15 protein-coding genes are annotated in these 20,563 nt (G+C 42.6%); 9 read left to right on the top strand and 6 right to left on the bottom strand.

What is annotated here, in order from left to right:
- Positions 1–2: 2 nt before the first annotated feature.
- Entirely contained in the window at positions 3–2,408 is a 2,406-nt protein-coding gene (locus tag DB520_RS03340) for a TonB-dependent receptor (RefSeq protein WP_114748209.1), read from the top strand.
- A 192-nt stretch (positions 2,409–2,600) separates the two neighbouring features.
- Here DB520_RS03340 and DB520_RS03335 read toward each other — a convergent pair whose 3' ends face one another.
- Positions 2,601–3,713: an NAD(P)/FAD-dependent oxidoreductase gene (locus DB520_RS03335; RefSeq protein WP_114748208.1), complete on the bottom strand. Its 1,113-nt coding sequence runs from the start codon at positions 3,711–3,713 to the stop codon at positions 2,601–2,603.
- Positions 3,714–3,946: 233 nt separating this feature from the next.
- On the opposite strand from DB520_RS03335, the gene galK reads away from it, so the two are divergent.
- Positions 3,947–5,101: a galactokinase gene (gene galK / locus DB520_RS03330; RefSeq protein ID WP_114748207.1), complete on the top strand. Its 1,155-nt coding sequence runs from the start codon at positions 3,947–3,949 to the stop codon at positions 5,099–5,101.
- 28 nt (positions 5,102–5,129) lie between these two features.
- Positions 5,130–6,245, top strand: coding sequence for a hypothetical protein (locus DB520_RS03325; protein WP_114748206.1), 1,116 nt, complete (start codon positions 5,130–5,132; stop codon positions 6,243–6,245).
- Positions 6,246–6,420: 175 nt separating this feature from the next.
- Here the strand turns inward: DB520_RS03325 and DB520_RS03320 are convergent, their stop codons facing one another.
- Entirely contained in the window at positions 6,421–6,774 is a 354-nt protein-coding gene (locus DB520_RS03320; RefSeq protein WP_114748769.1) for a DUF3127 domain-containing protein, read from the bottom strand.
- Positions 6,775–6,875: 101 nt separating this feature from the next.
- On the opposite strand from DB520_RS03320, the gene DB520_RS03315 reads away from it, so the two are divergent.
- Positions 6,876–7,568, top strand: coding sequence for a response regulator transcription factor (locus DB520_RS03315; RefSeq protein WP_114748205.1), 693 nt, complete (start codon positions 6,876–6,878; stop codon positions 7,566–7,568).
- On the top strand, positions 7,565–8,932 hold the full coding sequence (locus DB520_RS03310) for a HAMP domain-containing sensor histidine kinase (protein ID WP_114748204.1): 1,368 nt from the start codon (positions 7,565–7,567) through the stop codon (positions 8,930–8,932). Before DB520_RS03315 ends, DB520_RS03310 begins: the two co-directional genes overlap by 4 nt.
- Before the next feature lies 1 nt (position 8,933).
- Here DB520_RS03310 and DB520_RS03305 read toward each other — a convergent pair whose 3' ends face one another.
- On the bottom strand, positions 8,934–11,084 hold the full coding sequence (locus DB520_RS03305; protein ID WP_114748203.1) for a cation:proton antiporter: 2,151 nt from the start codon (positions 11,082–11,084) through the stop codon (positions 8,934–8,936).
- Positions 11,085–11,272: 188 nt separating this feature from the next.
- Here DB520_RS03305 and hemH point away from each other — a divergent pair, with 188 nt between their 5' ends.
- From hemH to DB520_RS03285, 4 genes are all read left to right on the top strand, one after another.
- Complete coding sequence (hemH, locus tag DB520_RS03300) at positions 11,273–12,304, top strand: ferrochelatase (protein WP_114748202.1); 1,032 nt, start codon at positions 11,273–11,275, stop codon at positions 12,302–12,304.
- Positions 12,305–12,813: 509 nt separating this feature from the next.
- Complete coding sequence (locus tag DB520_RS03295; protein WP_114748201.1) at positions 12,814–13,380, top strand: RNA polymerase sigma factor; 567 nt, start codon at positions 12,814–12,816, stop codon at positions 13,378–13,380.
- 10 nt (positions 13,381–13,390) lie between these two features.
- Positions 13,391–14,131: a tetratricopeptide repeat protein gene (locus DB520_RS03290; protein ID WP_114748200.1), complete on the top strand. Its 741-nt coding sequence runs from the start codon at positions 13,391–13,393 to the stop codon at positions 14,129–14,131.
- The gene (locus DB520_RS03285) at positions 14,128–17,334 is read left to right on the top strand and encodes a CHAT domain-containing protein (RefSeq protein WP_114748199.1); all 3,207 of its coding nucleotides are present in this window, start codon (positions 14,128–14,130) and stop codon (positions 17,332–17,334) included. The genes DB520_RS03290 and DB520_RS03285 overlap by 4 nt, the downstream gene beginning before the upstream one ends.
- Here the strand turns inward: DB520_RS03285 and deoC are convergent.
- The 3 genes from deoC to DB520_RS03270 form a co-directional block, all read right to left on the bottom strand.
- On the bottom strand, positions 17,320–17,970 hold the full coding sequence (gene deoC / locus DB520_RS03280; RefSeq protein WP_114748198.1) for a deoxyribose-phosphate aldolase: 651 nt from the start codon (positions 17,968–17,970) through the stop codon (positions 17,320–17,322). The genes DB520_RS03285 and deoC overlap by 15 nt on opposite strands.
- A gap of 137 nt (positions 17,971–18,107) precedes the next feature.
- Positions 18,108–18,842 carry a DUF6134 family protein gene (locus DB520_RS03275; protein WP_198675226.1) on the bottom strand — a complete coding sequence of 245 codons (735 nt, stop codon included), beginning with the start codon at positions 18,840–18,842 and terminating at the stop codon, positions 18,108–18,110.
- A 241-nt stretch (positions 18,843–19,083) separates the two neighbouring features.
- Positions 19,084–20,562, bottom strand: a complete 1,479-nt coding sequence (locus tag DB520_RS03270) for a RagB/SusD family nutrient uptake outer membrane protein (RefSeq protein ID WP_114748196.1) — start codon at positions 20,560–20,562, stop codon at positions 19,084–19,086.
- Between the last annotated feature and the right edge of the window lies 1 nt (position 20,563).

Raw genomic sequence — 20,563 nt, 5'->3', positions numbered from 1 at the left:
TCATGAAAAGATTATTTACCACTCTGGCATTTTCTATGCTAGCAGTAACGGTTTGGGCTCAGAGTACATTATCAGGTACTGTTGTGGATGCCCAAACTGGAGAGCCGTTACCCGGAGCCAATATTCTAGTAGAGGGAACCGGAAGGGGGACTGTATCAGACCTTGAAGGATCCTTTACCCTTTCGGGAATGGAGGAGGGAACCAAAAGACTTCGCATATCTTATGTGGGTTACACTACTCAAAGGACAACTGCAATCTTACCCTACTCCGGGAATTTCCTTATTGCATTAGAGGAAAGCACCATTTCTGCCGAGGAATTCATCGTCACTGCCACTAGGGCTTCGAAAACCACACCTACTACTTTTAAAGTGATTTCAAAGGAGGAATTGGAGAGAAACAACCTGGGGCAGGATCTGCCATTTTTGCTGAATTATACCCCTTCCATCGTTATTCATTCTGATGCCGGTGCGGGTGTAGGATATACGGGTTTGAGAATCAGGGGATCAGACCAGACCAGGATCAACGTTACAGTAAACGGCATACCGCTAAACGATGCAGAATCGCATGGTGTGTTTTGGGTAAATATGCCGGACTTTGCTTCTTCAGTGGATAACATTCAAATTCAACGTGGTGTGGGCACCTCTACCAATGGGGCAGCAACTTTTGGCGCTAGCATAAATATACAGACGGATACCAAAAGGGAGGAAGCATATGCCGAGACCGACAATTCCTTTGGTTCTTTTAATACTCGCAAGCACACCTTGCAGGCGGGGTCTGGGTTATTAGATGGAAAATGGGCTGTGGATGCCAGGCTTTCGCAAATTACCTCAGATGGGTACATAGACAGGGCCTTTTCTGATTTGAGGTCTTTCTTTGTGTCTGGAGGCTATTATGGGGAAGACCACGTATTCAAATTAAATATTTTCTCGGGGGCGGAGCAAACGTATCAAGCTTGGAACGGTGTACCGGAACATCTTTTGGAGACAAACCGGACTTATAATTCCTATACCTATGAAAATGAAACAGACAATTACCAGCAAGACCACTACCAATTTATCTATGCGGGTAACTGGGGGAGCAACTGGAAAGCCAATTTTGCCCTTCATTACACCTATGGAAGGGGTTATTACGAGCAGTTTAGACCCAATGACAGGCTCTTGCAGAACTATGGAATTGCCCCAATAGAAATAGGTGGAGAATTGATCGCGCGAACAGATATTATCAGAAGAAGGTGGCTGGATAACGACTTTTATGGTGGGGTATTTTCCTTTAATTATATCTCAGACGATGGAAGATTGGACTTTCTCCTAGGTGGAGGTGCCAATCGATATGATGGGGACCATTTCGGAGAAATAATTTGGATGGGCGTAACCGGTGGTACGCAAATCAGGGACAGGTACTACGATAATGTGGCTGTAAAGGATGACCGGAATATTTATGCCAAGGCCACTTACGAGATAAAGGACAACCTTTACCTTTTTGGGGATCTTCAATATAGGGGAATAGATTACCGTTTTGATGGCATCAACAACGACTTGAGGGATATCTCAGGGTTTCAGCAGTACCATTTCTTTAACCCCAAATTTGGACTCTCCTATGAGGACCAAGGCGGAAAAACCTGGTATGCTTCCTATGCGATTGCCAATAGGGAGCCTGTGAGAAGGGATTTTACCGATTCACCGCTTATTGAAATACCTCGTCCCGAAACCCTCCAAAATGTGGAGGCTGGAGTAAGGTATAGCCAAAATAACTTCCAGTACAATGCCAATTTTTATTACATGGGCTACAAGGACCAACTTGTGCTCACCGGCCAGCTCAATGATGTGGGGGCATATATTCGGGAAAATGTGGCCAGTAGCTATAGGGCCGGTGTAGAACTGGATGCTGCCTACGTTCCCCATCCCAAATGGTCATTAGGAGGAAATGTGGCTTTTAGCCGAAACAAAATCGATGCTTTTACAGAGTATAATGATGTTTATGATGAAAATTGGGGATTCGTAGGTCAGGAAGCCACCACATATACCAATACTGATATAGCCTTTTCACCCAATGTCGTAGCCTCTGCCATGGTGGATTACAAAATCACCCCCAACTTGGAAGTGAGCTTAATGAACAAATATGTTGGGGATCAATACCTGGACAATACACAACGGGATAGCAGAAAATTGGACGCCTTTTGGACCACAGATTTTAGGTTGAATTATGGTATCACCCCTGGATTTGTCCAGAAAATGGATTTTACGCTCATGGTTTACAACGTGTTTAATCAGCTTTATGAGCCAAATGGATATACATTCAGCTATTTTGTGCCCACAGAGGGTGCCTCTGCTAGAGAACTTGTCACGGAAAACTTTTACTACCCCATGGCCGGAACCAATTTTATGGCTGGGGTAAGTATTAAATTTTAAGAATCCTTGGAGCAGGCGATAATGGAAAGTCCTGCTCCTTTTTTTAATTCCTTGGTCAGTATTTTTGTGTTTTAATGGAGGGCTATACTTTTAAGCTGTTTTCAGTTCAGCTAATTTATTTCTAAACTTTCCTGTTAGAATTGAAGGAATTTATGGAATAGGCCTAGCCTAAAGGCTGGGCTACAAGGCCTTTTAAACCGCTTTCCCATGTGTTTGTTTTATGATCTGTCTGGCCAGGAAAGGGAGGTAATTGACAAGACTTACAGCAAAATCCGAGGCAAAAGAAGTACCAAACAGTTTTTGTACATTTCTGCCAATGGTCAAACGTTGTTGGAAGGTTGATTTCCATGCTTTTGAATAGGCCTGTTCGATTTCCAAATGATTGCTGTAGGTCAAAATAGCATCTGTGGCCAATTTTCCGGTATGAATAGCAATGGCCATACCGTTGCCACAAAGGGGTGTGATCATTCCTGCGGCATCACCCAGCATTAAAACATGATTTTCCACTGGATTTTTATCGGAAAAACTTATTTCGTTGATTACTTCAGGCTTTTCGAAAAGGAATTCGCTGTTTTCAAAAATGTCCCTCAACTTCGGGTTTTTGAAAAGCACCTCCTTTTCCATTGTAGGAATGTTTCCCCATTTTCGGAGTGTCGCTCTTTCCCCCAGATAGCATATGTTAAATATGCCGTCTTCCACGGCATTTATACCGCAATAACCACCTTCAAAATTATACAAACCGATGGTATCGGAATCATAATTTAATCTTGCATGGTATTTTACCCCAATATAAGGAGTCCTTTCTGCTATAAAGGGCCTCTCCATGGCTTTATCAATCCGGGAGCGCTTTCCAAATGCCCCCAAAACAAGGCCTGCGTGCCAAATCTCCCCATTGTCTAGAAAGACACTGAAATTAAGTGGCATTTTATTTATCTTTATGTCCAAAGCTTGGGTTTGAAGCTTAAACCGTACACCTACTTCCTTGCATTTCTGATAAAGGAAATGATCGAAAGCGTACCTGCTTATCCCAAAGCCTCCCTGATCCAATGGGATTTCCGCTATTTTACCAGAAAGGGAACTCAGCCTAAACTGGGTTAATGTGGCGGGTACCAAAGAATGGGGAAATAGGTCTTCATTAACCAAAAATTGTTTCACCTCATTGGAAACATATTCACCGCAAACCCTATGAAATGGGTAGTTTTTTTTCTCCAAAACCCAAACTTCCCTTCCAGCCTTGCCCAGCAAATAGGCAGATATCAAACCCGCCAAACCTCCTCCTATGATGACGATATCCTTTTGTGCCATAATTATTGATGTTACCTATATAACAAAATAATGGTAAAAAAGTTGGATTCCTGGGGAGGTTTAGTTAAAAAACCAATTTTAGGACAGAAATCCTGTAAAATACCAAATATTATACTAAAGCTTTTATATTCTAAATAAGCCGAAGAGGAATGTTGAGGATTTTTAGGACTTTTTGTTTATGCCTTTCTTTTTACTAGGTAAATTTACCCATTGAACCTATACCCACAAATTTAATGATTCCAAATCAAATCAGACAACAGTTTTCTTTCCGGTTTCAAACTGAACCTGCCGTTATAGTAAGATCTCCCGGCCGCATAAACCTTATTGGCGAACATACGGACTACAATCAAGGCTTTGTGCTGCCCGCTGCAATTGATAAGGCCATTTACCTCGGGTTCAAAAAAAATCATACTTCAAAATGCAGCGTTTACAGCTTAGATTATGGGCAGATGGAGGAGTTTGATCTAAATGAACTTGTTCCAAGGAATGGGGGATGGATAAATTTCATTATGGGTGTTGCGCAACAATTTAAAATAGGTGGTTTGGAAATTGGTGGATTTGATTGTGTATTCGGGGGTGATATTCCTATTGGTGCCGGATTGTCTTCATCGGCAGCTTTGGAGAATGGTGTGGGAATGGGCCTTTCGCATTTATTTGACCATTCGGTTTCAAAAAACTCCCTGATAGAAATGTCCCAGAGGGCGGAACATGAGTTTGCAGGCGTTCATTGCGGAATTATGGACATGTTTGCCTCCATGATGGGAAAGAAAGACTTGGCCATAAAGTTAGACTGTAAAACCTTAGAGTACACTTATTTTCCCCTGAAGTTAGGGGAATATCAATTCCTGCTGTTGGACTCCAAAGTTACACATGCTTTGGGAGATAGTAAATATAATACCAGAAGGAAAGAATGCGAGGCAGGTGTAGCCCTGATACAAAGCCAATTTCCAGATGTCAAAAGTCTAAGAGATGTGGAATATTCCATGTTGGTAGAGCAAAGGGCAAATTTTTCCCCAAATGTGTGGGACCGTTGTACCTATGTGGTAGAAGAAAACGAACGCCTACAATTGGCCTGCGAATGCCTTGAAAGGGAGGATCTCAAAGGCTTTGGACAATTAATGTATGCATCACATGATGGGCTGAGGCACAAATATGAGGTCAGTTGCCCAGAGTTGGATTTTTTGGTTGATTTTACCCGGGATAAGGACTATGTGCTAGGCGCAAGGATGATGGGTGGTGGATTTGGGGGATGTACCATCCATCTTCTGGAAAGTGGATCGGCCGAACATTTTCTTGAGATAATCGGAAAAGAGTACAAACAGACCACAGGAAAGGAGTTAGCCGCTTACCCCGTCCGTATCAGTGATGGCACAGAAATCATCGCCTGATGGTTTTTTTTAAGAAACTTGCGAAAGTATGCACCAATCGGATGATAATAGAAAACAAGAGGTTATAGAAGCAATTAATGATTGCCAAAACCCCTATTTGCTTTTCCAGGTAAGGCAGCTTACCAAACGAAGTCAGGTTTTGGATCCAGTCCGGAAGTTGTGCAAGAATTATCCTTGGCTTGCTGAGGAAATTATTCCTAGGGACATGAGGATCAAGACCGGTTGTCAAGCCCCTCAAGGCAACCCCTTGGCAAGTTATCTGTACACCAGCACCCCCATCCTGTACGGCTTGGCACTAGTTTGCCTGATTGCAGCCGCTGCCCTTGTCAATTTGCTTTCGCATGAGGGGGAAAACATCGCAGTGGCCTTTTTTCAAAGCAGAGTTGCTCTGCTTTATGGTCTTATTTGGTTGGTATTTGTAGGGGACTTCCTGGTTTTGACTTGGCTTATTGGTAGGTATGGCAACCGAAAAGCAAAGAAGGAAATCTACCTGAGGCTACTGGTTATTTTGTTTCCTCCCCTTCATATGGGGAGCAGGCATTTACTTAGGCCCAGGCTTCAATGGATTCCTTTTTTGGGATGGTGTTATCGCAATGAGGGACTTTTGGTGCATTTAAAGGGCAAGTTTTCCGTTCCCATGATTTTGATTGCCCTTCTGATCTTACCCATTCTGATCATAGAATGGCAATTCTATGAACCTGTAGAGCAGTATCTTAATGCAGATCTTTCCTTTGTGCTGGATATGGCTCAAGGATTTATATGGTTGGCATTTGCCTATGAGTTTATTCTGATGATCTCCATATCCCAGGAAAAAATTGCCTATGCTCAAAAAAACTGGATCGACCTTCTGATCATTCTCCTGCCCTTTATTGCATTTGTAAGGACGATAAGGCTTATAAAAATTGCCAGGTTGTCCCAGATTGCCAGGGGATATAAGTTGAGGGGGCTTTTGTTAAAGGCCAGGCAAGGTCTGTTTTTTGCGGGTATTTTTCACAAGTTGCTCACCGTCAAGCCAGAGTTTCAAATAAAGAGCCTGAAGAAAAAACTGGAGAAAAACCAAAAAGAGAGGGAGGAACTTGAGGAAGAGTTGCTATTGATGGCCAAGTTACTCCAAAAGGGGTCCAGTGGATCAGTAGAGGAGTAGGTTAGAACAGGTGCCTTCAAAAAGCTTTCCACAATCTTATTGATTTGTGCTTTTTAAAGTATTAATTGCTTTAGGATTGAAAGGTTATGGCGCTTCCTTAAAACTACCTGCCAAAACCATGATAAGTAAGCCCTCCTTTATTTTGAAAATCCCAGGGATCTAGTCCGCAATTCTTTTAAAAGGGTAAAGTATCTTCACCACTTTCGTCATTGAAGGTATTTACATCGGGTTGGCCGCTTGGTGGAGGGGAGGTTTGGGCACCCGCTGTCTCTTTATCCACTTTCCAAACCCTTACATCTGTGTACCATTTGTTATTGAATTCCCTGCTTTCTATTTCTATTCCGGCAGTGACCTGGTCGCCTTCTTGCATTCCAAACTGATCGATTTTGTCTCCCCAAACGGTCAAACATACTTTTTTGGGATATTGGCTTATGGTTTCCAGAATGTAGTCTTTCTTTCTCCAGGCTCCGTTTTTGCCATTGCCCGAAATCTCATCCATTACCCCTACTATTTTTCCTTTTATTTCCATACCAAGTATTTTTTCTATTTTTGAACGAAGGTAAGTAAATCTAATAAAATTACTAAAAGCTGCATCTAAATTCTGGGAGGCAACCTGCAATTTTGATAAAAATGAACAACTCTAAACTATTATTGGTGGAGGATGACATCAGGCTTTCTTCTCTTTTGTCCAGAAACCTGGAAGAGAAAGGTTATCATATAGAAGTCGCCTGTGATGGGGAGGAAGGCCTGGCAATGTTCCAGAATAGTAGGTTTGATTTGATCATTTCGGATCTGATGATGCCAAAACTAGACGGGGTCTCTTTGTGTAGGGAAATAAGAAAGCAGAATTCCCAAATCCCTATAATATTGCTTACGGCTCTTGGGGCCACCGACGATAAGGTGGAGGGGTTTGATGCCGGGGCAGACGATTACCTGGTGAAGCCTTTTGATATCAGGGAATTGCTGGTAAGGGTCAAATCCCTTTTAAGAAGGTTTCCACAGGAAGAATTGGAACCCACCGGTTTATTGGTGTTTGCCGAACTGGAGATGCACCTGAATAGTGCCAGGGTCTTTAGGGAGGGAAAGGAAATCCAACTTACCCCAAAGGAGTTTAATCTGCTAAAGTACTTACTTGAGCATCCCGAAAAAATCCTGACCCGAGAGGAAATTGCCAAAGAGGTTTGGGGAATGGATTTTGATACTGGCACAAACTTTATTGACGTGTATATCAATTACCTAAGAAAAAAAATAGATAAGCCATTTGCCCAAAAATTGATACATACACGTACCGGCATGGGCTTCATCCTAAGTCGAACTTCATGAGTATACAAAAGAAACTTTCCTTGCTTTTTACTGTCTTGGTGAGTGGTTTCCTACTAATTTTTTCCTTGATTATCTATTATTCTGCCTCCACCAATAGGACGAATGAGTTTTACAACCTATTGGAAAAAGAGGCGCTCACAAAAGCCAATCTCCTTCTCGACACCCAGCTAGATGCCAATACCCTGCAAACGATTTACAGGCAAAACCGGGAAATCATCCATGAAGTGGAAGTAGCCATATATGATGGGAATGGTAATTTGGTTTATCATGACGCAGTGGAATTAGATGTAGTAAAAGAAACACCGGAGATGTTGGACAGGATAGGTAGGGAAGGAAAGATTTCATTTTTGCAGGAAGATTGGCAAGCAGTGGGGATTTCATTATACAAAGGGGATCGGCAATTCCTAGTTACCGCTGCCGCCTATGATGATTATGGCCACAATAAGCTTGGCAGCCTCCTTCAAACTTTGCTTATCGCATTTTCACTTGGTGTGCTTATCGTTTACCTTTCCAGCAGGTATTTTGCCAAAAAGGCATTCTCGCCAGTGGGGGAGATGGTGAAGGAAGCAGACAACATTTCAGTTTCTAACTTAGACCTTAGGCTTAGGGTAGGCCAAAACAAGGATGAACTATGGCAACTTGCCCAAACCTTCAATCGGATGCTGGAACGTTTGGAAAAGTCCTTTGAATCCCAAAAGCAATTTACTTTTTATATGGCCCATGAGTTCCGCACCCCCCTTGCGAGGATCATTTCAGATTTGGAATGGGCGACAAAGGAAGGCAGGACTTCCCATGAACAACATGTAACCATAGGCCAGGTGCTTACGGATGCCAAAAAAATGGCACGTTTAAGTACCGGTTTGTTGGATTTTGCCAAAGCCTCCTTTGACCGGGCAGAGATAAACTTTAGGTCCATCCGGGTGGATGAAACCGTTCTTGAAGCCAGTCAGCTTGTACAACAATGCAACTCCAATTATAGGATCAAGATCCAATATATGGAAGCCGACTTGGACACCCCCGAGATGAACCTGTTAGGAAATGCCTACTTGTTGACCACTGCTTTTTCAAATCTAATCGAGAATGCCTGTAAATTCAGCCCTGACCAAACCTGCTCTATAAGCCTAAAAAGCCTGTCAGGTAATGCAGAACTTTTATTTTCGGATACTGGCCCAGGAATCCCTCCGGAGGAAAGGGAAGCTATTTTTGAACCATTTTACCGAGGCAAGAACCAACAAACAGTAGCCGGAAACGGTATTGGCCTTGCTTTAGTAGCACGGATCTTAAAGCTCCATAACGGGCAAATTGAAGTTCATGCCTTAGAAGAAGGTGGGACTTGCTTCCAGGTTCGCCTTCCTTTGGAATAAGTTATTTCTTTTTAAACAAAGTCGATATGGTCTTTCCGATATCCTCCAGACTTTCAAAGTTGCTCACAAATGGGCTAAATATGTTTCCCGCCCTGTATTCAGATAACCCTTGCTGAATGGGATATATCAAGACGTAGTTGAAAGCCTGGAAATATTTATTCAGGTACTTAGGTATCTGTTTCATGATAGGGGAATAGGATATTTCGCTCTTTCTGCTCATGATGATGAACAGGGCATCATTTTCCTTTATATCCCTGGAAATGATCAAGAAATCCTCCCATTCCGAAAACTCCCTGTACTCTACCTCTAATCCATGATTTTTATTTACATCTTGTATGTATTTCAAAAAGGGTTTACTACCATAAAACACCAATTTTGCCCCGGTATTCTTACCCAGGTTCCATATCCTTAGCAGCCAAAAAGGAAACCCTATTTCCTTCTCTGCATTCAGTGGGGCTATAATGTGATAGCGTTTCACGGTATTTATGGGTTGAATAAACCGATAAATTAAGGTGGTCACGTTGCATCGACTCAGCACCCCTTCCGTGAGGTTGCCCAAAAAAGAACCAGAGATCCCTCTATGTTTGTGCAGACCGAGGATCAAATCAGACACTTTGTTTTCTTTCACCACATTGGTGATCCCATTGATGATGTCGGAATCATATCTAATAAGCTCCTTAATGGTATTGTCTGTAGCAGAGGCTGAAATGCTAGCCTTTTCCAGTAGTTTCCTTGCATTCTTTTCCAACTTTACGTTATTGGTGTCCGTGGGGATAATGTTTAAGGCCAGCAATGCTTTCGTTGACCTTTCGGACTTTACGGTAATAGCCAGGTTCACCAGTTCTTCTATGTTTTCAGGATAATTAATGGGTATAAGGATTTTTTCAGAAGCAAACTTGTCCTTGTCGCCCTCGTTATCCTCCTCCATTTCTTCCAAGGCTATTTTCGCAGCTCCTTTTTGAGCCACAAAGCTGGCAATGGTGCAGGTAACTAAGATCATCAAAATCGTTCCATTCAGTATGGCGTCGTTTAGAAGTCGTATGGGCTCACCTGCTGCAGACTCCCCCAAAATGATATTGTACCCGACCAATACAGCGGCGAGCGTAGCTGCAGCCTGGGCATTACTTAAACCGAAAATAACCTGCTTCTGTGCCTGGGAAAAGCCGTATGTTTTTTGGGTCAGCCATGCTGCTGCATATTTGGAAAAGGTGGCCACGACCGTCATCATAATAGCCACCTTAATAGTTTCTAAATCTATAAAAAATACCCTGAAGTTAATAAGCATCCCAACTCCGATGAGAAAAAAGGGTATAAAGAGAGCATTTCCCACAAACTCTATACGGTTCATAAGTGGGGAAGTGTGAGGAATCAGCCTATTCATTGCCAATCCCGCAAGGAATGCCCCGATAATGGCCTCTATGCCTGCTGCTTCCGCTAGAAAGGATCCCAAAAACACCAAACCTAAAACAAAAATATACTGGCTAATATTGTCATCATACCTTTTAAAAAACCACCTGCCTAATAAAGGGAATACAAAGATTACGATGGCTGCAAAGAGCACCACTGAAACGCCCAGCCTAACCCAAAATTCTGCGGTAATTTCACCGACAGCTGTCCCGGCTATTATAGCCAATACCAATAAGGCAAGAGTATCGGTGATCATGGTTCCACCCACTGTGATGTTTACAGCCTTGTTTTTTGCCACCCCAAGTTTACTTACCAATGGATATGCGATAAGGGTGTGGGAAGCAAACATACTGGCCAATAGTATGGCTGTCATCCAGCCAAAACCCATTACGTAAACCCCAACCGAGGTCCCCAATACCATGGGGATGGTAAAGGTGTAAAGCCCAAAAACAATGCTTTTGTCCTTGTTCTTTTTAAAGTCACCCAAATCTATTTCCAAACCGGCCAAAAACATAATGTATAGTAAACCCACAGTACCGAAAAGTACAATGCTGCTGTCCCTGTCCATTAGGTGTAGTCCGTTAGGCCCGATGACCGCCCCGGCTATGATCAGTCCAATCAGCTGCGGTACCCTGATCTTGTTCAGCAAAAGTGGCGCGAACAGGATAATAAAAAGTATGATGGAAAACTTGAGTACCGGGCTTTCCAAAGGGAGTTTAAAACTAATGTCGCTAAGGAAGATCATTTATTTAGTTGGCTAGAAAGTCAAGAATTAGGTATGGCCTCAAAAATAGGGATTATTGACAGCAATTGTTGGGAAGAGAGGAATATATAGGGTAATCTTGAGAAAATTTAGATGCCTAAACTAACATTGCTTATTACCTTTGGTTATTCAAAGGGAATGACTTCACCTTGATTTAACAGAATAAGTTCATGAACAAAAATAAAGCGAAGACCGGTGTCTTATTGGTCAATCTTGGAACTCCCGATAGCACTGCTACGGGCGATGTACGAAAATACCTCCGAGAATTTTTAATGGATGGAAGGGTAATTGACATTCCCCTCATTCCAAGATGGATGTTGGTAAATTTAATTATTGCCCCCTTTAGGTCCCCAAAATCCGCCAAAGAATATAGGAAATTATGGACGGAAAGAGGGTCGCCACTGCTTTTTCACACCGAGGATCTCAGGGACAAATTAAAGGCAAAGCTAGATCCCTCTCATTATCAGGTGGAAATGGCCATGCGCTACCAAAGCCCTAGCATTGCTACGGGGCTGAAGGCACTAAATGATGCCAATGTTAAAAAAATCATAGTCCTGCCACTTTTTCCCCAATATGCCTCTGCTACCAATGGGTCTGTGGTAGATAAAGTGATGGAAGAAGCAAGAAAATGGCAAATAATCCCCAGCATCACCTTTATCAATAATTTTGTAGATGAACCCTTCTTTTTGGAAGCCTGGGCTGAACTGGGGAGAGAAATGATGAAAAAAGACGAATATGACCTTTATCTATTTTCCTATCATGGGCTTCCGGAAAGACAAATTAAAAAAGGTTCTGTGGACGGTTACTGTCAGTTGAGTGATAAATGTTGTGCCAATTACACCAAGAAAAATCAGTTTTGCTACAGAGCCCAGTGTTTCCTCACCACCAGGCTCATTGCCGAAAGGCTCGGACTTCCCGGTGAAAAGGTGAAAACATGTTTTCAGTCCCGTTTGGGTAATGACCCCTGGATCAAGCCCTATACGGAAGAGGTGATTGAGGAAGTGACTTCCAAAGGGATCAAAAAAGTGCTGGCCTTCTCCCCGGCCTTTGTTGCGGATTGCTTGGAAACCACAGTTGAGGTGGGAGAAGAGTATAAGGAGAAATTTGAAGAATGCGGAGGTGAAGTATGGAACTTGGTTCCCAGCTTAAATTCAAGGGACACTTGGGTGGACTGTGTAAAAGCTCTGGTAGAAAAACATTAGGAAAATACGAAGAAAAATTTTTGTTTTTGATGACATTGGTAGCGTAGCTTCGATGATAAAATAAAATAGTAATGAAATCGAGCCTGTCCTGACGGCAGTCAGGGCATGACGCAAGCGACGTACGGAGGGATGATTATCATGGCGAGATTCCCCCGAAGCGAGTCCGGGGCAGGCTATGTGACCAATAAAAAGCAATTATAAACACATGAAATGCCCATGAGAAAGTATTCTCACACAGGGGGATGATTAATCTGGGCATTCCATATGACCGCTGAAAAGAAATTATAAACAGATGAAATGAACCCCACTTCCCTTTGTAAGATTAGATATTGCCCTTTACTAGAAGTTTTGGTATTGAATCTCTGTCTTCCCTGTCTTGAAACAGTGGAGTAAAAAGACTAAAACTCTTCATTTGGGAAGTATATTTTGAAACGATAAAAATATTTAAAATAAAAAATTGGGATCAAAAGCATTTTCTTGTATATTTCTGCAAAATTTTTTAGAAATTCATGCGGAAATCTATTTTGAAAATGTACGGTCAACAGGAATTAATAGAGGGTATACGGAGTAATGATGATCAAATCCTCCGGTGGCTTTATCAATCTCAATACCCAAAATTGGAGATCTACATCCTAAACAATAATGGCAATGTGGAGCAGGCTAAGGATATTTTTCAGGAAGCATTTGTAGCACTTTGGAAAAAAGTGAAGGAAAAGGGCTTTGAGCCCAACAATGGGACTGCAATCACAGGGTATCTGTATCAGATAGGGAAAAACAAGTGGTTGGATTACCTACGATCCGCAGAATTCAGGAACACCATTAAAATGGAAACCTATTTTGACACTGAGGAGGCCGAAGAAGGTAATTACCTCGCAGAGTATGAGCGACAAGTTGCCATTGAATTTCAGTCGCTAAGGAAAAATTGCCAAGAACTGTTGAGGAGGTTCTACATAGAGAAAGAAAGCATGAAGACCTTGGCAGAGTTCTTTCAGTGGACGGAGGCAACTGCCAGAAACAATAAGTACCGTTGCCTTCAAAAATTGAGAGAGAAAATAAAAGCAAAGATTAAACATTAGTCAAAGCGCATTGAAAACAAACCAACATATCACACAAGAGGAACTTGAAATTTTGGAATCCTACCTTATGGATAGGCTGAAGCCAGAGGAAAAGGTAGATCTTGAAAGCCGACTTCAGGTGGATGTTTTGCTTCAGGAAAAACTTGCAGAAGTTAAGGGCCTTATTGGGGGGATGGAGGAGGCGGTCTTAAGGGAGAAAATGAAAGGCTTCCAAGAAGGTTTTTCTTCTAATCCCAATAATGGGATCCGGGGAAACCAAAGGTGGATAAGGGTATTGGCCATAGCTGCCTCAGTTATCATTCTGCTCGGGGTGATGCTTTGGATACATGTCTTTTCAGAAACACAGGGACAGAAGGTATTTCATGCCTACTTTGAGCAGGATCCCGGTGTACCTACCACAATGAGCAGTACCGACACATACGCCTTTGATAGAGGCATGGTTGATTTCAAAATTGGTAATTATACTTCAGCAATTACATTATGGCAACCATTGATAAATAAAGACTCTCCCAGTGATACCTTGAACTATTTTATGGGGATGGCTCATCTTGGACTTGGTGAATCCTCTGAGGCAATTCTTTTTTTAGAAAGGGTGGAGTCTTTGGAAGATTCGAAATTCCAAAGAGACGCAATTTGGTACCTTGCCCTAGCGCATATTAAGCATGGAGACTTTTCTTCGGCCAAAAGATATCTGGTAGATGCTGAGCATCACAGAAAAGAAGAGCTAATGGAAATAATTGATGCAAAATGAAAGGCTTTTTGGTTATCGGATGTTTTTGTTTTACCCTTTACACAGGGTTTGCCCAGGAATATCCCATAGATCAAAAATTGTCAGGCATTGAGGGTGCCCTTTCGGAAGCAGCCTTCCAAAGAGCCTTAGAAATGTTGGAAAAGGAAGCACAATTTCTTAGAAAAGAAAAAGATTGGCTAAACCTAACTTACCTTATCCCATATGCAGGGCGGATTGCTGATAAATTGGAAGGAGAAAAAAGAGGTGTAGGCTTGGTTCAGGAATGGGTAAAAGAGGTTTTAACCGTAGCAGACGATTTAAGGGCACATAGGCAGGCTCATTTGGAATCGCAAACCTATTTTGACCATGTGGGTCTTTATGAGCTGGCCTACAAAGCCAATGAAGAAGCACTTAGTATTACCCTACTTATTACCGACCACAGGCCTGCACAATGGGCAGTAATTGAAAGTAATCTCGGGGTAATAGCCAATAAAATGGGCAATCCGGAACTTGCCAAAAAACATACTTTGAAAGCACTGGAAGGGTATGAACAAGACCCTGACACCACTGAGGAGAACAGATTCAACCTGCTTAATGATATGGGTGTTCGGTACTACTATGCCGCACAATTTGATTCTGCTGGATATTATTGGCACAAGTGCCTGGACTTTATCGAAGAGATGGAGCCCAACTTAGTCAATACCCACTATAGAAAGGCTATGATACAGAGTAACCTTGGAGCCATTTATGATATAAAGGGACAAACCCAGGAAAGTATCCGTCTGCTAAAATCCTCCATAAGCAATGCCCTTCACTTTATTGAAAACGCTTTAGATGATCCAAAAAGAGAGCGCGCATTTTTGTCCTTTTTTTACGGGTCTATCAATCTTGCAGCGACATATAAGAGTATTGGTAATTTTGCGCAGGCCTTGCATATCCATGAATATACCCTTAAAGAAAAGGAGAAGCATTATCCCTCCGACCATCCCGAGATAATTGAAAGTTGGGTGCTTATCGGACAGGCTCATTATTCCATGCATAATTTAGAGGAAGCCAAAAGGTGGCTCAAACAGGGATTAAGGGCTCTAAGGAAACTTGATGGTGATTATTACTTGCAAGAAGGGGATGCTAACCATACCCTGGCCAGGATTTATGCCAGTGAAAATAAAGTGGAAGAGGCAAAAAATCATTACAAGGAGGCCGAAATTATGTATAAAAGTGCTTTTGAAGGTTCCTATGATTATGTTTTTTTGGACTTTTTGGCCACGGCGTCTGAGTTTTATGCAAAGCAAAAGGACAGGGAGTTGGCTCTTGCTCTTGCCAATGAAGGTTATGTTTACATTTCTGGAATTGAAGGACTTTATTCCATACCTGGTTTTAGGCAGGAAATCAATTTGGGACAAGTGGCATTTTATCTAGAAGATTACGAACAAGCAAAAATACATGCTATTCGAGGTCAAGATATCCTTAAGGAGTTAATCAAAAACGCACAATCCGAATTGGATTCCATCCGAATTACCTTTGACCAACCTGAGGCGGTACTTTTGGAGGTTAAGGCAACTTATGCATCTACCCCGAATAGGGACATTGAAATGCTCCGTCAACTACACACCCAGCTAAAGGAGGCATTAAAGACTGCGGATAAGCGAAAACAAATAATCACAGAGGATGAGGATATGAGGGTTTTAATGGCCCACAATCAAGAGTTAGTGGACCTCATCAAAAAAATCCAATATGAGCTTTACAAGGAGACTGGGGAAGCTTTATACTTGGAATCCTTACTGGCCACCCATGAATCGGGAGTATATTACAAAATCAGGGCGCAAATGAACCGCTCCGCTGAAACTGGGTTTGTGGATATTCCGAATCAAATATTAAAAGAGGAAAATGAGTTGAAGACCCGTGTTCGGGAATTACTGGAGAGTGGCTCCTCCTTAACAGCGTATCATTCCGCGATGTCCGATTGGGAGGCATTTTTGGAAAAGCTAAAAGAGTATTTCCCTAAATATTATCAAACTAGGTATTCTCTGGTTTGGGAGGAAGGCCTTGTATTGTCTGGAGACATCCAATGGGTTAGGTATATGTTTCTCGAAGATAATCTGGTTGCAGTTGTAAATACCAGGGAGGGGTTGCAGCTTTTCCCACTTGAATTTGATTCGGCTTTGTTGGAAGGTATTAACCAGTCGTGGAATGAACCTACACAATTTGGGCAATTGTGTTTTGGACTTTACCAGCAATTGTGGGCGCCCTTTTCCCAAATTCTGGATGAAGGTAGGGTATTTATCATTCCAGACGGACAGCTGCACAACCTAAGCTTTGACTTGTTACTGGAACGTCCTATAGATAGTTTTCGGGAAATTGCCCAGGCTAGTTTGTTGGCTAAGCATGACTTGTCCACCCATTTTAGCCTACATAGGATGCCTTCAGGACAACATGAAGTTAACTACTCAAATTATATTGCTTTCGCCCCAGGCTTCATGGATAGCATGAAGGATATTTATGTAGAGAACCTTAACGATTCCCTGAGCTTGGACAATGCCTATTTGTCCCTCTTGCCTCAGCCTTTTACCCTTTCTCTGGCAGAAAAAACCTCCAAATTGCTTAATGGAAGGAGTTTTACCCATGGCTTGTCTACCATTCAAAGTTTTAAAGAACATGCTGCTAACCATAAAATTATACACATAGGTACCCATGCGGAATCCAATAATCTAAGCCCAGCCTTTTCTCGATTGATTTTTTCCAAAACCTCTGACGAAGACCATTCGCTCTACGCCTATGAAATCTATGATGTGGATCTTTCTGCAAACTTAGCCATACTGGCTGCATGTGAAACTGGAAAGCCTGTATATCAGCCAGGGGAGGGGATGATTTCTCTTGCCCACGCCTTTCAATATGCAGGAAGCGAAAGTCTCCTTACGAGTCTATGGAAAATTGATGAAAAATCCAGTATGGAAATTACTTCTTATTTTTTCGAATTTATATTGGAGGGCTTCCCTAAAGACAAGGCCTTGAAGGAGGCCAAACTGAAATACTTGAATGAAAACCATGGAAGGGTTTTGTCCCCACAGTACTGGGCTGGATTAATCCTGATTGGCAACCCCGACCCTATTTCCATAGACAGAAATAAGCCCTATTGGTGGTGGATAACCATGACTGGGGCCGGATTGATTGTGGGTCTGCTCCTTTTCAGTAAAAAAGTAAAGCCCACCTTAAGGCGCAGTTAATATTCCAATGGCATTACTTGTGCCAATGCGATCAGCACCTGCTTCGATTAGCGCAATGGCCTGTTCCCTGGTTTTTATTCCCCCACTGGCCTTGATTCCTACCTGGCTGGGAAGGCATTCCCGAATCATTTTGATATGTTCAATTTTTGCCCCTGATGGGGCGAAACCAGTAGAGGTTTTCACAAAATCGGCACCCGCGTCCCTGCAAATTTCACAGGCTTGCAAAATTTCTTCTTCATTCAAATAGGCTGTTTCTATGATTACCTTAAGGATTTTTTCTTCCCGGTGACAAAGGGTGGATAGCTTTGCTAGCTCAATTTTTGGCCAATTCATGCCGGCTTTAAAGGCGGTAAGCGACCATACCACATCTAATTCGTCTGCACCATCTTTAATGGCCTGTAAGGTTTCGCATACCTTGGCCTCAGTACTGGTATTTCCCAAGGGAAAGCCAACCACCGTTACTACTTGTATATCTTCGTCTTGAAGCTCTCGTTTTACCTTTTTTACCCAAAATGGGGGTATGCATAGCCCCCTGAATGAATAGGCTTTTGCCTCTGCTATCAATTGCTCAACAGCTTGGTAATTTAGGTCTGCCTTTAATAGGGTATGCTCCAGATAGCGGTGAAGGTTTTTCATGTGTTTATATTTGTTTTTTACAGGTCACATAGCCTGCCCCGGACTCGCTTCGGGGGAATCTCGCAACGATAATCATCCCGGTGTGTGACGTGCTCGTCATGCCCTGACTGCCGTCAGGGCAGGCTCGATTTCATCGGCTACTGCTTTCTTTGTATGATGTAGTTTTTGATGGGGCTTTGCATACTTACTCTTTGCATATTACCATTTTCGTACCAGTATCTGTTTTTGTTTCCTTCCACCAGAGTGGTGTATTGGCCTTCTCCAGTACGTTCCACGCTGGCAAATTTTCCGTAGTTTTCAGCCATCATTTTGGATATACCCTTGGGTTCTTCATAGAATAATTTCACGGCAGAGTAGGTAATGGCTTGTGCCAACTGGTCATTGTTTTCATATTTATAGGAATTGGCCCGGATTTGATAAAGATCCCCATCCCACCAAATCCGCGAAAGGAAGTTCCCACGGTTGGATTTGGATTGCACCTTTGAGGAAATAAATGTATCGCCCACATATTTGACCTCCGTGACATAGTCTAAATTAATCCTCCCAAACAGCCAAAAGCTCACCTCACTTTTCAGCAGAAAAAAAGTGGTGTCTCCCTTTTGGATTTTGGTGGCCTGCATCTCTCCTATATTAAATCCGGCCAGGGTGATTTCGTAGTCGTGGACTTCCTGTGCGGCAAGCTGGGCAAAAATACCAGTCAAAAGTATTACAATTAATAAAAGGGTGATCCTCATAAAAGATGTTTCTCGATGGTAAGATAAATATATTTGGCCTAAGAAAGTTCCTGTCCTTCTTTGGGAGAGTGCCCCAAACATACACAATTTAATAAGCAGTAAGAAATGGATATTAAACCTATTTTTTCTTCTTATCATTAGCTGCGGGGTTCAAACCAACAACTACCTTTTTTCTTTTTTTGACCCAGTAAAATAACGATACAATTACGGTTTATTTTTGTGGTGGCTATGCATTCAGCACTATCTAAAGTTGCTAGGGGATATTTCAAGTTGTTTTTTGATAAAAAGAGGATAATTGGCCCAAGGGTGAAAACCAAAACAACCAGGCCAATTACTTGACCTGGTTGTTTGTAGGATATTTAATTATTAACCCTGGGTATTATTGAAGGTTAGGGTTGTTAAGTGTTTCTGTGAGCGGCAAGGGAAATGTATAATCCTCCTTTGATATTCCCCCAATGGGCTGCAAGTCCCATGGATGTTTGTTTGCATTGGCTTCTTCTACGCGCTCTAGCCGCACTAAGTCAAACCACCGTGTTCGTTCTGCAGCAAATTCCCAAGCACGTTCATCGATTACTGCTTCTATGAATTCCTCTCCGGATAAACCCTCAAGCTCTGGGAGCCCGGCCCTATTCCGTATAAGGTTTATGGATGCATAGGCCTCTGTAGAGGGACTACCTAGTTCCCTTGTAGAGGCTTCAGCATAAATCGTCAATACATGGGCATACCTCATCATGATTAATGGGATGGAGGAAAACCACCTCTTCTGGTCTCCCGCCTGATAATATTTATTATAATAGGGATGCCTAGTTTGAAGGTCTTGCCATTGCAACACCCTGCCATCTTCCAATTCAAATTCAGTCCTAAAGGTCATGTCCTTCCTGGGACCCTCCGGGAAATTGTTGAAAAAATTGATCTCCGCAAAGAAATCTTCCCAGCCTGACTGTTCGCCCGGCATGGAGGCAAAGCCAAAGTGAGCATTCATAGTCTGGCCTACTCCATCATAGGCATATAAGGAAAATATTTCTTCTGGCATATTAAACCCAGAGGGATCATTGGCCCACAATACCTCGTAGGTGGGCACTAAGTCAAAGCCATAGGTAGCTCTGTTGTCTATCACCTCTTTGGCTTTTTGTGCTGCCAATGGAATCTTGGATGTGTCATGGAGTGGCCATCCTCCCATGGTCAGGTAAACGTCCGCCAGGAAAGCTGCGGCGGAGCCTTTATTTGGTCTCCCTGGATCTCTTTTGGAATTGGGAAGCCTAAGTTCTGCCTGCTCAAAATCACTGATAATCAGATCATAGATCACGCTAGATTCTGTCCTTCCTATAGAAAGTAAATCTTCCGAAAAGGTTGGCGTGATGATCAGTGGGATTCCGTCGTATAGTCTTACTAGCCAATAGTAGGAAAACGCTCTCAAAAAGTAGGCTTCACCTACAATCTCGTTAATCCTGTCTTCGGGGCCAGAGGTATTTTCCCAATTCTCAATTATATTGTTGGCTCCTTGTATGGCTTTGTAGCAGCCCGTATACATCTGCCCGGTTCGGGAATTTCCGGGAGAGACGGCAAATTGATCAAACTCCCTAAACTCCTGCTTGTTGCTGGCAGGATGTGTAGTAATGTCGTCCCCTCCCATGGTAGCACCCATTGGAGTGGAATGGAAGAAACCCATGCTCCAAGTCCAACCCAGTCCCTTATAGGCTCCTGTCAATGCAGCATCAAGGCCTTCTACAGAACTGAGGGCGCCAACACCGACCAGTTGTCCTTGAAGATCTTCATCCAAAAAACCACTACAGCCAGGGTTGATTAATAGACCTGCGGCCATTATTCCGAATAGTAATTTTATTTTTATCGTCTTCATG

Source organism: Pleomorphovibrio marinus (assembly GCF_003347495.1).
Lineage (GTDB): Bacteria > Bacteroidota > Bacteroidia > Cytophagales > Cyclobacteriaceae > Pleomorphovibrio > Pleomorphovibrio marinus.
This window is presented reverse-complemented; position numbering and strand designations above follow the sequence as displayed.